The organism is Chryseobacterium sp. 22543 (genome assembly GCF_052044565.1).
Taxonomy (GTDB): domain Bacteria; phylum Bacteroidota; class Bacteroidia; order Flavobacteriales; family Weeksellaceae; genus Chryseobacterium.
In genome coordinates, this window is the sequence record NZ_JBQENH010000002.1 from 263,750 (window position 1) to 277,614 (window position 13,865).

Consider the following 13,865-nt stretch of genomic DNA (forward strand, 5'->3'; position numbering starts at 1 on the left):
CAACAGCTAATGCGTTTTTAAGATGGTGTAATTTTTTACGGTGTCTTTGTCATTCCGCAGGAATCTAGACATGCAATGAGTCTCAATAAAGCTTAGATTCCACGCTTCACTCTGAATGACAACTCTAACTCTAATAAAAAGAATTCTAATGAGACAGTCAATAGGAACGGGCTTTAGCCCGTTTAATTAAAAAAATAGATCTTCCTATTGGCTTTAGCCAAAACATAAAAAAAACCGCTTCAAAATGAAGCGGTTGATATTATTTATTCCTGATGATCATACATCTTATTATATAAGGCTATAAACTTCTCTTTTACTGCTTTTCTTTTCAGCTTCAATGTCGGAGTAAGCAATCCGCTTTCAATGCTCCATACTTCAGGAGTAAGTTCAATCTTTTTGATTTTCTCCCAGTTTCCAAGATGTTCGTTGATTCCTTCGATTTCCTTTTCAATTCTTTGCTTCAGCTCAGCACTTTTTGCAATCTCTTCCGGGGTAGAACCAATATTCAGATTGTTTCTCATAGCCCAGCTTTTTGCAAATTCAAAATCAGGCTGTACCAAAGCACATGGCATTTTTTCACCATCACCTACCACCATGATCTGCTCTATAAATTTAGAAGCCTTTGCTAAATTTTCAATCGTCTGAGGGGCAATATATTTTCCGCCGGATGTCTTGAACATTTCTTTCTTACGGTCAGTGATCTGTAAAAATCCGTCACTATCAATATGTCCGATATCTCCGGTCTTGAAAAACCCGTCTTCTGTAAAAGCTTCTTTGGTCATTTCTTCGTTTTGGAAATATCCTTTGAAAACAGAAGGCCCTTTTACTGTAATTTCACCATCTTCCTGGATTTTTACTTTTAAATTATCCAATGGAATACCTACTGTTCCCACTCTCATTTTCTCAAAGCTGTTTACAGAAATTACAGGTGAAGTTTCCGTTAAACCATAACCTTCCAAAATTGGAATTCCCGCATTTTGAAACATTAAGTTAAGTCTTGTAGACAATGCCGCAGATCCTGAAACCAACGTCACAATTTCACCACCTAAACCTTCTCTCCATTTAGAAAATACCAGTTTGTCTGCGATGATTTCCTGAAGTCCGGATGGTTTTGAGATTACTTTCTTCTTGCTGATCAGGTTCAAAGCCCAGAAGAAAATTTTTGATTTCAATCCTCCGGCAGAAGACCCTGTATTGTAAATTTTATCATATACCTTTTCTACCAGTCTTGGAACGACAGTCATATAATGAGGCTTCACTTCTTTTACGTTTTCACCCATTTTCTCGATGCTTTCAGCAAAATAAAGAGAAAAACCGTTGTATTGATAGAGATAGAACAGCATTCTTTCAAAGATATGGCAGATGGGCAGGAAGCTTAATGCCCTTGTTTCCTTATAATCTAAGCTCTTTTTCTTTGGAATTCTTGGAATAGATCCCAATACGTTTGAAACAATATTGTTGTGGGTAAGCATTACTCCTTTAGGTCTCCCGGTAGTTCCGGAAGTATAAATAATAGTGGCAAGATCCTCTGTATTGATGGCATTGGAAAGGTCATCCACTTCAATTTGTGTAGATTCATCTTTACCCAGATCAAGGATTTCTCTCCAGTTGGCAGCGCCACTGATGTTGTCAAAAGTAAATATTCCCTGTAGGCTTGGGATATTATGTTTTACTTTCATTACCTTAGTCAACAGTTCTTTATCAGAAACAAAACAGTATTGAATTTCGGCATTGTTGAAGATAAATTCGTAATCTTCAGGTGAAATACTTGGATAAACAGGTACAGAAACAACTCCGATCTGAGAAAGCCCAAAGTCCATAATAGCCCATTCTGTACGGGAATTGGTTGTAATCAAAGCGATTTTATCACCCGGTTTTATACCAAGCTTCAATAATCCTCTGGATATCTTATTTCCCTCATTAATAAACTCCTGAGTAGAAGTTTTTTTCCACTCACCCTGATATTTCGTTACAAACATATCCGTTTTAGGATATTTTTCTAAAGCGTAGTGTGGAATATCGAATAATCTCTTGATCGTCATGATTTTTTACGTAATTTATAAAGAAATTTAAATATAAGCATTTTTTTTAATTGAAAACATTTGAATGTAATAATTAGAAACTAGTTAAATGCTTACCATAATATATTGAATCAAAAAGGAGGCCGGAAGCCCTGAAAAGGGGATTTTATATTTTGAACTGATCATTTGTGAATGTTTACGGTTCTGAACGTATCCGGTATTGTTTTTATCTTTAATCATTTTGAATCCCAAAACACGCATTCACTGGCCTTAAACTCGCTCTAACTTCCATTTTCTGTGCCTTTTTCCTGCTTTCAATTTAATTTTTTCAGATTTGCTTAAAAAGTGTAAATTTACGGCTATCTAATTATTTTTTTTATGGACTTTAATTTATCGGAAGAACAGCTGATGATTCAGCAGGCAGCAAGAGATTTTGCACAAAATGAACTATTACCTGGAGTGATTGAAAGAGACCGTGACCAAAAATTTCCTGCAGAACAGGTGAAGAAAATGGGAGAAATGGGACTTTTAGGAATGATGGTAGATCCACAATACGGTGGTGCAGGTATGGACAGCGTTTCTTATGTGCTGGCAATGGAGGAGATTGCAAAAGTGGATGCTTCTGCGGCTGTTGTAATGTCCGTAAACAACTCATTGGTTTGTGCCGGTCTTGAAAAATTTGCTTCGGAAGAACAGAAAGTAAAATATCTTACTCCATTGGCTAGCGGACAGGTAATAGGTGCTTTTGCATTATCTGAGCCTGAAGCGGGTTCTGATGCAACTTCTCAGAAAACAACTGCTGAAGACAAAGGAGATTACTATCTTTTAAATGGTATCAAAAACTGGATCACCAATGGTGGAACGGCTACATATTATATCGTAATTGCGCAGACAGATCCTGAGAAAAAGCACAAAGGAATCAATGCTTTCATCGTAGAAAGAGGATGGGAAGGATTTGAAATCGGACCAAAAGAAGACAAATTAGGAATCAGAGGAAGTGATACACACTCTTTGATCTTTAACAATGTAAAAGTTCCAAAAGAAAACAGAATTGGTGTTGACGGATTCGGGTTCAACTTTGCTATGGCTGTGTTGAACGGAGGAAGAATCGGTATTGCTTCTCAGGCTTTAGGTATTGCTTCAGGAGCTTATGAGCTGGCATTGAAGTATGCTAAAACAAGAAAAGCTTTCAAAACTGAAATCATCAACCACCAGGCTATTGCATTCAAATTAGCTGATATGGCTACGCAGATCACAGCAGCAAGAATGTTATGTTTCAAAGCAGCATGTGAAAAAGATGCAGGAAAAGATATCTCTGAAAGTGGAGCTATGGCAAAATTATACTCTTCTCAGGTAGCAATGGATACTACTATTGAAGCAGTACAGATCCACGGTGGATACGGATACGTGAAAGAATACCACGTAGAAAGATTCATGAGAGATGCTAAAATCACTCAGATCTACGAAGGAACTTCTGAAATTCAGAAAATCGTGATCTCAAGAAGCATTGCAAAATAACATTTTATAAAACACACTACCTATGAAAAAATCTTTGTGGATTACCCTCGGTGTTGTACTGTTGTTACTAGGCGTATTTGTCTGGTATAAGTACTATTTTGTTTTCGGAGAAGGAGTAAAATCCGGATACCTGAACTATGCCATGAAAAAAGGCTATGTCTTCAAAACCTATGAAGGTAAACTTATTCAGGAAGGCTTTGGGAGAGGAAAAACAGGAACAATTACAAGCTACGAGTTTGAGTTTTCTGTAGATGATCCTGAGATTTTCAAACAATTGGAAACCAATAGCGGTAAAAGCTTTGATCTGCATTACAAAGAATACAACGGTGCTCTCCCATGGAGAGGAAATACAAAGTTTGTCGTAGACAAAGTAGTGAACATGAAATAAAAACAAATAAGGCTCTCAATTGAGGGCCTTATTTTACACCAAATCACAAAATATTAATATATGAAATAAAAATTTCCGGTTTTGTGTGGAATCCTGTATAATAACGAAGATTCACTATTTTTATTTACTTAAAGTTAAGAGGAATTTTCCTAATAAACAAGCTGTTTTTATTAATGTTATAAATTTAAGCATAAGAATTAATTTTACCTTCTAAACTTCATTAAAAAAACATTAAAAATCCATCATGAAGATGGATTTCAAATCTAGTGAAGGTCGTTATGAGGAACGTTTTTATTCTTCTTTTTGTAAAAGTAATATCCAATACTGGCAATAAGGAATAAAGGCCACAACGGAAGAATAAACAGGAAAATAGAAGTGATCACCTCCCAGCCTGATTCAATGGCTGCCAATGATTTTCCACCGAAAGTTTTAGGTTCTTTTTCTGTTTGGGCTTTATCACTGATATTTATATTGATCGTACAGATCGTATTGTCTGCATAATTACGCCCTGAAACCTGAATATCCTTAGTGTCTATGTCTCCAACATTGCTGTTGATAGCATCCATTAAACCATCAAAATGCTGGATCGGAACTTTGATATCAAGACTGTATATTTTTTGATTTTCTCCATAAGGACTGGCAGATTCCACGTAAGAAAGATTTTCGCTTTTGATGTAGCCGTTATTTTTATGGGCTTCTTCTCTGATGATTTCCTTCACCGTTTCTGCATTCTCTGCTTTTATGACAAGATATCCTGATTTTACCATTTTATCTTTTGGCATATACAGTTCATAACTGTCATTTTTAGGCTTGTCTTTATAAATGATTTTGGTTTCTTTAATAACCTTTGGAGCCGGAGCTTTTACAGCAATTTTTTCAGACTTTTTCTCCGTTGAATCATTTTTCTCTATTTTGGATTCCAGTTTTGTATTGGCAATTTTATCAGATAAAGAATCTACCATTTTGGAGGTCTTTTCTATTTTTTGATGAATATCGTTCTTGGTATCCTCAAAATCTTTTATTTTAATACTGGCAGAATCCATTACCTGGTCGGCTGCTTTACTGGCATTGTCAATGGTTTCTGCAGTTACTGTAGCTGCGCTGTCTGCTGAATGAATTGCTTCGTGAAGGCTCTCCTGAGTAGTTTCTCCTTTTTTACACATAATGAAAGTGCCTGATACAGCAACGAGTAATATGAACTTTTTCATAACATTAATTTTTTTGATGAAGTAAAATTATGAGGGAAGTTCTTGTAAAGATTGTAAATAGAATGTATTGTGCTGGTAAAATTATAACTGTTATATTTTCAGGGGTTTGTGTTTGTTTTACAAAAGATTTACAAAGCGTTTCTGAGTTTTAATAGTATAAGAAGCTGAGATATGCTCTCTAAAGAAGTATTTAATAATACAACTTTATTACTTATGAATTAGATTCCTACGGAATGACAAAATGCATGGATAAATTTAGCGTTCTGTTTGTCATTCCGTAGGAATCCAGATATAATAATCTCACCCCCTTCATAAAAATGATTATATAGTAAGAAATAAAAAATCCGTAGAAAATTTCTACGGATCTATATTGTAAGCGATTTGTCTTTTAATTAATGTTCCTGAAATTCACTAATGAAATGTAATTTCACATTTGGGAATTTCTCCTGCGTCATATGAATTGTGAAAGAAGAATCTGCCAAGAATACTAATTGATTGTATTTATCTCTTGCCAGGAATCTCTGCTTTAATCTTGCAAATTCTTTGAACTCTTCAGATTTTTCATCTGCTTCTACCCAGCATGCTTTGTGCATGGATAGAGGTTCATAAGTACATTTTGCACCATATTCATGTTCCAGACGGTATTGGATAACCTCATACTGAAGAGCTCCCACTGTTCCGATGATCTTTCTGTTATTCATCTCAAGTGTAAATAGCTGTGCAACCCCTTCATCCATCAGCTGATCAATACCTTTTGCCAGTTGTTTGGCTTTTAATGGGTCATTGTTGTTGATATAACGGAAATGTTCAGGAGAGAAGCTTGGAATTCCTTTGAAGCTTAATTTTTCTCCACCGGTTAATGTATCTCCGATTCTGAAACTTCCGGTATCATGTAAACCCACGATATCACCAGGGAAACTTTCTTCCACTACTTCTTTTTTATCAGCAAAGAATGCGTTGGGAGAAGAAAACTTCATTTTTTTACCTTCTCTTACCAACAAATAATTTTCGTTTCTCTTGAATGTTCCTGAAACAATCTTTACGAAGGCAAGTCTGTCTCTGTGCTTAGGATCCATATTCGCATGGATTTTGAAAACAAATCCTGTGAAAGTGCTTTCTTCAGGCTTTACCAGACGGGTATCACTTTCTTTTGGCTGTGGCATTGGTGCAATATCAATGAAAGCATCCAGTAATTCACGAACCCCAAAGTTATTTAAAGCTGAACCGAAGAATACAGGCTGAAGATCACCTTTCATATAATCATCACGGTTAAACTCTGGGTAAACAGACTGAATAAGGTCAAGTTCTTCTCTTAAAGTTTTTGCTGCTTTTTCACCAATTACCTCATCTATAGAAGTATCATTGATGTCATCAAACTTGATAGAATCTCCAACTTTCTGTTTTTTCTCTTCCAGAAATAACTGAATGTTGTCTTCCCAGATATTATAAATTCCCTGGAAGTCACTTCCCATACCAATTGGTAAAGAAAGCGGGCAAACCGTTAATCCTAATTTTTGTTCTACTTCATCCAATAAATCGAAAGCATCTTTACCCTCACGGTCTAGTTTATTGATGAAAACCAACATAGGAATGTTTCTCATTCTGCAAACCTTAACGAGTTTCTCAGTCTGTTCCTCAACCCCTTTTGCAACGTCGATCACAACGATTACTGAGTCTACAGCAGTTAATGTTCTGTAAGTATCCTCTGCGAAGTCTTTGTGACCGGGAGTATCGAGAATGTTGATTTTGTGGTCTCTATATTCAAAAGCCAATACGGAAGTCGCTACAGAGATCCCTCTCTGTCTTTCAATTTCCATAAAGTCGGAGGTAGCTCCTTTTTTTATTTTGTTGGATTTTACCGCACCCGCTTCCTGAATAGCACCCCCGAAAAGAAGTAGCTTTTCCGTAAGAGTTGTTTTTCCGGCATCCGGGTGGGAAATGATCCCGAAGGTCTTTCTTTTTTGTATTTCTTTGATTAAGTCTGACATATCGTATTTTGAAGTTGCAAAAATCGTGATTTTTTGCGAGGTTTTCAAATTATATTACGACAATGTTGGTTAGGTTGGAGAGAAGAGATTGAGAGTTTGGGGCAGTAAGTAATTTTATCATATGAGCTGCAAATTTGTTTATTGCAGTCTCAATCCCCTGGAATGGAGATTCTGTATTCGTTTTGTGAGGTTCATGGATAAAGGAACGAAAATAAGAAAATCCTTTTTTAGTTGCCTGTAGCAGTCAAAAAAATTATCTTTGTTTTTAATAAACTTTTTACAGAGAAAGGATGGAAAATAGCAAATATCCGAAGTTTACGTTCACATGGTTTGGCGGTGTTGTTTTGGTGGTTGGATTATTCGTAGGAACAATGGCTGTTTCTTTATTCAGTACTTTTTGGAAAGTTGTTTTCAGGGAAAATATTGAGCTTAAAGACTGGTTTCTTATGGTTGCGAATTCTGTAGGATTCCTTACGGCTATTGCCTTTTTTGATTTTTTCATTGTAAGACGTACCACCCAAAAGAAGCTTAACTTCAATTTATCATCCGTTAATTTCTCTACCTATCTTCTTATTTTTCCAATGATGGCGGGAATGATGTTTATTTCAGAATTTATTGCCGCTCAGATTCCTACTACAGGACCTTTTTTTGGTGATTTTTATGAATATTTTACTCAGTTGATGAGCCAGCTTACTGATAATCCTGTTGTAATGATTATCATGACGGTGATTATGGCTCCCATTTTTGAGGAAATTATATTCAGAGGAATTATCCAGAAAGGATTGGTTAATAAAGGAGTAGAACCATGGAAAGCAATTTTGTATGCTTCCATTATTTTTGGAGTGGTTCACGGAAATCCATGGCAGTTTATCAGCGCAGTGATGCTGGGCTGTGTGCTGGGATTGGTATACCATAAAACAAAATCTTTACTGATGCCCATACTGTTGCATGCGTTTAATAATTTAACCCTTTCGCTGTTGGTACTTTATGGTAAAGATGAAAGTTTTTCAAAAGTTCTTCATGTTTCAGAATGGCTTGTACTGGCCGTAGGAATTGTACTTTTCTCTTTATTCTATTATCTTTTTATGAAAAAGTATAAAGTACATTATGCTGAAATGTAATTAACCAAGCTAAAAAAGTAAAATTGAAAATGAATATAGAAATGGAATTATTAGTAGCCACACACAACGAACATAAAAAAGAAGAAATTCAACAGATCCTGGGAAGTGACTGCGTTGTGAAAAGTCTTACCGATTATAATATTAACGAAGAAATTGTGGAAGATGGAGATTCCTTTCATGCCAATGCCCTGATCAAGGCAAAATACTGCTTTGAAAAAACAGGTGTTCCAAGTTTAGGAGATGACAGCGGTCTGGTAGTGGAATCTTTGGATGGAAGACCGGGAATTTTCTCTGCCCGCTATGCCGGAGATCACGATTTTGCGAAAAATATTGAAAAGGTGCTGGAAGAAATGCAGGGAATAGAAAACAGAAAAGCTTATTTTGTTACCGTTCTGTGCTACTATGATGAAAAAGGAGCTCAGTATTTTGAAGGTAGAGTACATGGAAATTTACTGACAGAAAATAAAGGTTTTAAAGGCTTCGGATATGATCCTATTTTTGTTCCGGCGGGTCATGACAGAACCTTTGCAGAGATGAATCCGGAAGATAAAAACAAAATCAGCCACCGTAAGCAGGCCCTGGATTTATTTATGGATTTTTTAAAAGTGACTGATTAAGTTTAAATATCAGGGTGAACGACCCATTTAGATTTTCTGTCGTACATTTGTTATAATAAATTATTGGTTTGAGTACTTATTTAACAATATTAGGTTTCAATTCAGCGATTCCGACCATCAATACATCACCCACAGCCCAGCTGCTGGAAATGGAAGAAAGACTCTTCCTTATTGATTGTGGAGAAGGAACACAGGTACAGCTGAGAAAAGCAAAAGCAAGATTTTCAAAAATCAATCATATTTTTATCTCTCATCTTCATGGAGATCACTGTTTTGGGCTTCCGGGACTTATTGCCTCTTTCCGTCTTTTAGGAAGAGATACTCCGCTGCATGTCTATGGCCCGAAAGGGATTAAGAAGATGCTGGAAACTATTTTTCAGATTACGGAAACGCACCGCGGCTTTGAGGTAGTCTATCATGAACTGGATAAAGATTATTCTGAAAAAATATATGAAGACAACAGAGTAGAAGTATATACCATTCCATTGGATCACAGAATTTACTGTAATGGTTACCTTTTTAAGGAAAAGCCAAAAGACAGGCATCTTAATATGAAGGAAATTGCGAAATACAACGAGATTGAAACCTGTGATTATCATAATATAAAAGCAGGGAAAGATTTTGTACTGAGCGATGGATATGTGCTAAAAAACGAAATTCTGACTCTTGAGCCTGTTCCGCCGGTATCTTATGCATTTTGCAGTGATACCCGTTACCTTGAAAGTGTTATTCCGATTATTAAAAATGCAACGGTTCTCTACCATGAATCTACATTTTTACATGATTTGAAGGAAATGGCTGATTATACAGGGCATACTACGGCATTAGAAGCGGCAACGATTGCTCAGAAAGCGCAGGTTGAAAAATTGATCTTAGGACATTTTTCCAACAGATATGGTGATCTGACTGTATTTACCGATGAAGCAAGAAATATTTTCCCCAATACATTTTTACCAAAAGCATTGGAAAGTGTAAAGATTTAAAATGAATATGCTGAAATTTGAAGAACTCAGAGATTTTCTCAACGAAAAGGCAGATCAGTATAATACTCCCGATTTTATTGAAAATGATCCCATACAGATTCCTCATCGTTTTTCTTTAAAACAGGACATTGAAATTGCAGGATTTCTGGCAGCTACAATTTCCTGGGGGAACAGAAAGTCAATCATTAATTCTGCGGACAAGATGCTTGATATTATGGGAAATTCTCCCTATGATTTTGTGATGAATTATTCAGAAAAAGATCTGGAAGATATTCAGGATAAAAGCATTCACAGAACTTTCAATGGGCAGGATTTTTCCTATTTTATCAAACAGTTCAACAGGATTTATAAAGAAAATGAAAGCCTGGAAAATCTGTTTGAGGTAAAAGAACCGGAGAATAATTTTCTCCACGCCATAGAACGATTCAGGAGTGGATTTCTTGAAACAGAAAAACACAGAAGCCATAAACATATCAGCTCGCCTTACAAAAACTCTTCTGCCAAAAGGATTATTATGTTTTTAAGGTGGATGGTACGTAAAGATAAAAGAGGGGTAGATTTTGGAATCTGGGAAAATATAGATCAGAAATATCTTTCCATTCCTTTGGATGTGCATACCGGAAATATCTCCAGAAAACTGGGATTGGTTTCCAGAACACAAAATGACTGGAAAACAGTAGAAGAACTGGATGCTGCCATCAGGAAATTTGATGAAACAGATCCTGCAAAATATGATTTTGCCTTGTTTGGATTAGGCGTTACCAAAGAACTGTTGTAAAAATATAAAGGATGAAAAAATATAACGAAAAAACAGAAGTTCTTGAAAAAATAGCAGACAGTATTACATCATGGATAGGGTCTATTCAGTCTCTGATTGTACATACTCTATTGTTTCTTACTTCGTTTGTGCTTCCGATGCTGCATATCGTAGATTTTGATAAGATGCTTCTGATTCTTACTACAGTGCTTTCTCTGGAAGCTATTTATCTGGCTATTTTTATCCAGATGTCGGTTAATAAAAGTCACGAGAAAATTGAAGATATCCAAGTGGATATTGAAGAGATCAGTGAAGATATTGAAGACATTCAGGAGGATATCGAAGAAATCAGTGAGGATATTGAAGAGATCAGCGAAGACATTGAAGAGATTAATGAGGATATAGAAGATATTCAGGAAGATATTGAAGAGATTAATGAAGAAGAGGAAGAAGAAGATCACAATGAAAGAGCAAAAAATGTAATATTGAGGAGTAATGTCAACTCTAATAAGAATGAAATAAAAGCTTTAAAAGATATTATCTCTCAGTTGAAAAATGAAATTGAGCAATTGAAAAAAGAAGAATAGCTGCAACTGAATCATAGCAATGAAATATCAACAGATCAATACAATTGATCTGTTTTTTTGTGGATTTTTGTTATAAAATGATTTGCGAAAAACGTAATAATAAGAAAAAAATATTATGAATCTAGGTGTTTACTTGAAAAATAGTAACATTAAAGGCTGATTTGTTATTGATATTTTTGCTACATTTGAACAAATGAAAACAAAATGTTAATCTATAGACTAAAAAACTATTTTTTCCTTTTTTCTTTTTTATTGATTTCAGTTTCTGCATTTTCTCAATCGAGACCAGTCAGAAAATCAGAAAAGATAAAGCCTTCTGCTGCCAGTCTTAGGGCTGGAGCATTCATTGATGTGAATGTACCTCCTTACACCCCTTCAAACTATACACCCGAGCAATTGGTGAAGAATATTTTGATCAATGGTGGTACCAATTGTACAACAGCCAATGTGACCAATGTTACAGTATCTCCTAATCATGATGTGACTAATAACAACAGATTTTGGGGATATTTTCATAAAGGTACAACAAGTTTTCCTTTCACTGATGGTATTGTTCTGACTACAGGATATGCTTCGGAAGCAGGTAATAACTATGTGGCAGCTGTGGGACAATCAGTAGGAACAGGAAGTGATGCTGATCTTGTGGCAGCTACCGGAGCTAATGTTAGCTTAACGGATGCTGTAGCACTTGAATTTGATTTTGTACCCAATTCCAATCAGGTAAAATTTAATTATATATTCGTTTCTGATGAATATACTTCCAACTATCCTTGTACGGGATATTCTGATGCTTTTGCGCTATTATTAAAGAAAGTTGGAGATCCTACCTATACTAATCTTGCCATATTACCGGGAGGTGCAGGACCTGTAAGTGCAACCAATATTGTTCCTGCTGGAAATGGATTCAGTTGTGGTCCTATCAATGCAACTTATTTTGGAGCTTTGGCGAATCCGCATCTGGTTATTAATTATTTTGGGAGAACAACTCCTTTAACAGCCGTGGCAGATGTAATTCCTGGACAGACCTATCACTTTAAAATGGTATTGGCAGATGCAAAGGATCCTTCTCATGACTCTGCTGTTTTCTTGGAAGGTGGATCTTTTGATGTCGGAATTAAAATTGTAGATGAAGCCGGAGCAGTTTTGCCAGGCAGCATCAATATGTGTGACAATACACCAAAGCAACTGAAAGCTCAGGTAGCAGCCATTCCGGGAATGACGTATCAGTGGTATAAAGATGGAGTTGCCATTCCGGGAGCAACCAGCGCCATTTATATTGCTACCCAACCAGGAGTATATACTGTAAAAGTAATGGTTCCGGGCAATCAGTGTCCTAGTGAAGCAACTATTACCATTGTTGGAGGAACGAGCCCTACGGTACAGAATGCTGAACTTAAGCTTTGTACAACACCTTCGCTCAGTACCTTTAATTTAGAAACAGCAAAACCTCTCATCAGTACAACGCAGGGAGCGGTATTCCGTTTTTATGCCAATCAGGCTGATGCACAGGCTCAAAATAATAGTTACATTACCAATCTGACAACCTACAGCGGAACAGATGGACAGATATTATATGTACTGGTTTCCAATGGAGCTTTCTGTAGTAAAATTGCAACCTTAACCTTAAGAAAAGAAGAAACCCCAACAGCATTAATTACAGCTCCTAGATTAAAAATCTGTGCAGGTGAATCTGTATTATTAACAGCTACCGGTGGAGTGACCTACCAGTGGAGCGATTCTGCAGCTACTACTGGCGGAATAAGAACTGTAAGCCCTACCCAGACAACAACGTATACCGTATATGCTATAGGAGCACAGGGATGTAAATCTCTTCAGCCGGCACGTATTACAATAGAAGTAGTACCAGCTATTGTTTCAAACTTAAAAGGAGGACATATCTGCCAGGGAGATAAAATAATCCTGGATGCAGGTTCAGGACCTGGATACAGCTATCAGTGGAGTAATGGTGAAACAGGTCAGAGTATTACTGTATCTACTCCGGGAGAATATTCAGTAATGATAAGCAATGGGGTATGTTCAAAAGAATTTAAAACACAAGTTATTAAAGCAGTGATTCCTGAAGTAATAAAAGTGGATTATAATGATAATGGAACAATGATTGTTACAGCAAGTAATCCAAGTAATGGTATTCTGGAATATTCAGTGGATAACGGAGTTACATGGCAGGCTTCAAATGTATTTAACAATGTCCCTAAAAATAAAGTCATTTCAATCAGGGTGAGAGTTAAATTTACAAGCTGCGTAGGTTTCCTTGAATTCTTTACATTCGTTATGAAAAATGTAATTACTCCAAATGGGGATAATATTAATGATATTATAGATTTCAGCGGAGTGGTCAACTATAAAGATTTCAGCGGACAGGTTTTTGACCGATACGGAAGAGAAGTCTTCAAAGCAGCGAAGATCAATCCATATTGGGATGGATATTTCCAGGGGAAAAAGCTTCCTACCTCCACATACTGGTATCAGATAACCTTTGAAGATCCTGCGAGTAAAGAAGTTACGGTGAAAACAGGATGGATATTACTTAAAAATATAGAATAATTAAAATTATAATCGAAAGACTGACTATTTTGTCAGTCTTTTTTTATTATATTAAAATAAATAGAGTTGATATCTTAACATAAATAAATTTGCGTTAGTAATAATGTAAATT

The 13,865-nt window shown here is 36.1% G+C and carries 11 protein-coding genes; 8 read left to right on the top strand and 3 right to left on the bottom strand.

Annotated features, from left to right (window positions below):
• Window positions 1-263: 263 nt before the first annotated feature.
• A complete protein-coding gene (locus ACTJIP_RS07060; protein WP_077415318.1) occupies window positions 264-2,042 on the bottom strand; it encodes an AMP-dependent synthetase/ligase in 1,779 nt (592 codons plus the stop codon).
• A gap of 357 nt (window positions 2,043-2,399) precedes the next feature.
• On the opposite strand from ACTJIP_RS07060, the gene ACTJIP_RS07065 reads away from it, so the two are divergent.
• Both ACTJIP_RS07065 and ACTJIP_RS07070 read left to right on the top strand, forming a co-directional pair.
• Entirely contained in the window at window positions 2,400-3,539 is a 1,140-nt protein-coding gene (locus ACTJIP_RS07065) for an acyl-CoA dehydrogenase (protein ID WP_440704292.1), read from the top strand.
• A gap of 22 nt (window positions 3,540-3,561) precedes the next feature.
• A complete protein-coding gene (locus tag ACTJIP_RS07070; protein WP_077415314.1) occupies window positions 3,562-3,927 on the top strand; it encodes a hypothetical protein in 366 nt (121 codons plus the stop codon).
• 263 nt (window positions 3,928-4,190) lie between these two features.
• Here the strand turns inward: ACTJIP_RS07070 and ACTJIP_RS07075 are convergent, their stop codons facing one another.
• Together ACTJIP_RS07075 and ACTJIP_RS07080 are read right to left on the bottom strand one after the other, a co-directional pair.
• A complete protein-coding gene (locus ACTJIP_RS07075) occupies window positions 4,191-5,135 on the bottom strand; it encodes a DUF4349 domain-containing protein (protein ID WP_440704293.1) in 945 nt (314 codons plus the stop codon).
• Between the two features lie 392 nt (window positions 5,136-5,527).
• On the bottom strand, window positions 5,528-7,123 hold the full coding sequence (locus tag ACTJIP_RS07080; RefSeq protein WP_077415310.1) for a peptide chain release factor 3: 1,596 nt from the start codon (window positions 7,121-7,123) through the stop codon (window positions 5,528-5,530).
• A 290-nt stretch (window positions 7,124-7,413) separates the two neighbouring features.
• On the opposite strand from ACTJIP_RS07080, the gene ACTJIP_RS07085 reads away from it, so the two are divergent.
• The 6 genes from ACTJIP_RS07085 (at window position 7,414) to ACTJIP_RS07110 (ending at window position 13,753) form a co-directional block, all read left to right on the top strand.
• On the top strand, window positions 7,414-8,244 hold the full coding sequence (locus tag ACTJIP_RS07085; RefSeq protein WP_077415304.1) for a CPBP family intramembrane glutamic endopeptidase: 831 nt from the start codon (window positions 7,414-7,416) through the stop codon (window positions 8,242-8,244).
• Window positions 8,245-8,285: 41 nt separating this feature from the next.
• Window positions 8,286-8,861: an RdgB/HAM1 family non-canonical purine NTP pyrophosphatase gene (rdgB, locus tag ACTJIP_RS07090; protein ID WP_440704294.1), complete on the top strand. Its 576-nt coding sequence runs from the start codon at window positions 8,286-8,288 to the stop codon at window positions 8,859-8,861.
• Between the two features lie 68 nt (window positions 8,862-8,929).
• Window positions 8,930-9,844, top strand: coding sequence for a ribonuclease Z (locus tag ACTJIP_RS07095; RefSeq protein ID WP_077415302.1), 915 nt, complete (start codon window positions 8,930-8,932; stop codon window positions 9,842-9,844).
• A gap of 7 nt (window positions 9,845-9,851) precedes the next feature.
• The gene (locus ACTJIP_RS07100) at window positions 9,852-10,622 is read left to right on the top strand and encodes a TIGR02757 family protein (protein ID WP_410500282.1); all 771 of its coding nucleotides are present in this window, start codon (window positions 9,852-9,854) and stop codon (window positions 10,620-10,622) included.
• Between the two features lie 11 nt (window positions 10,623-10,633).
• Complete coding sequence (locus ACTJIP_RS07105; protein WP_077415300.1) at window positions 10,634-11,188, top strand: DUF1003 domain-containing protein; 555 nt, start codon at window positions 10,634-10,636, stop codon at window positions 11,186-11,188.
• 204 nt (window positions 11,189-11,392) lie between these two features.
• On the top strand, window positions 11,393-13,753 hold the full coding sequence (locus ACTJIP_RS07110) for a choice-of-anchor L domain-containing protein (RefSeq protein ID WP_180565478.1): 2,361 nt from the start codon (window positions 11,393-11,395) through the stop codon (window positions 13,751-13,753).
• Window positions 13,754-13,865 lie beyond the last annotated feature (112 nt).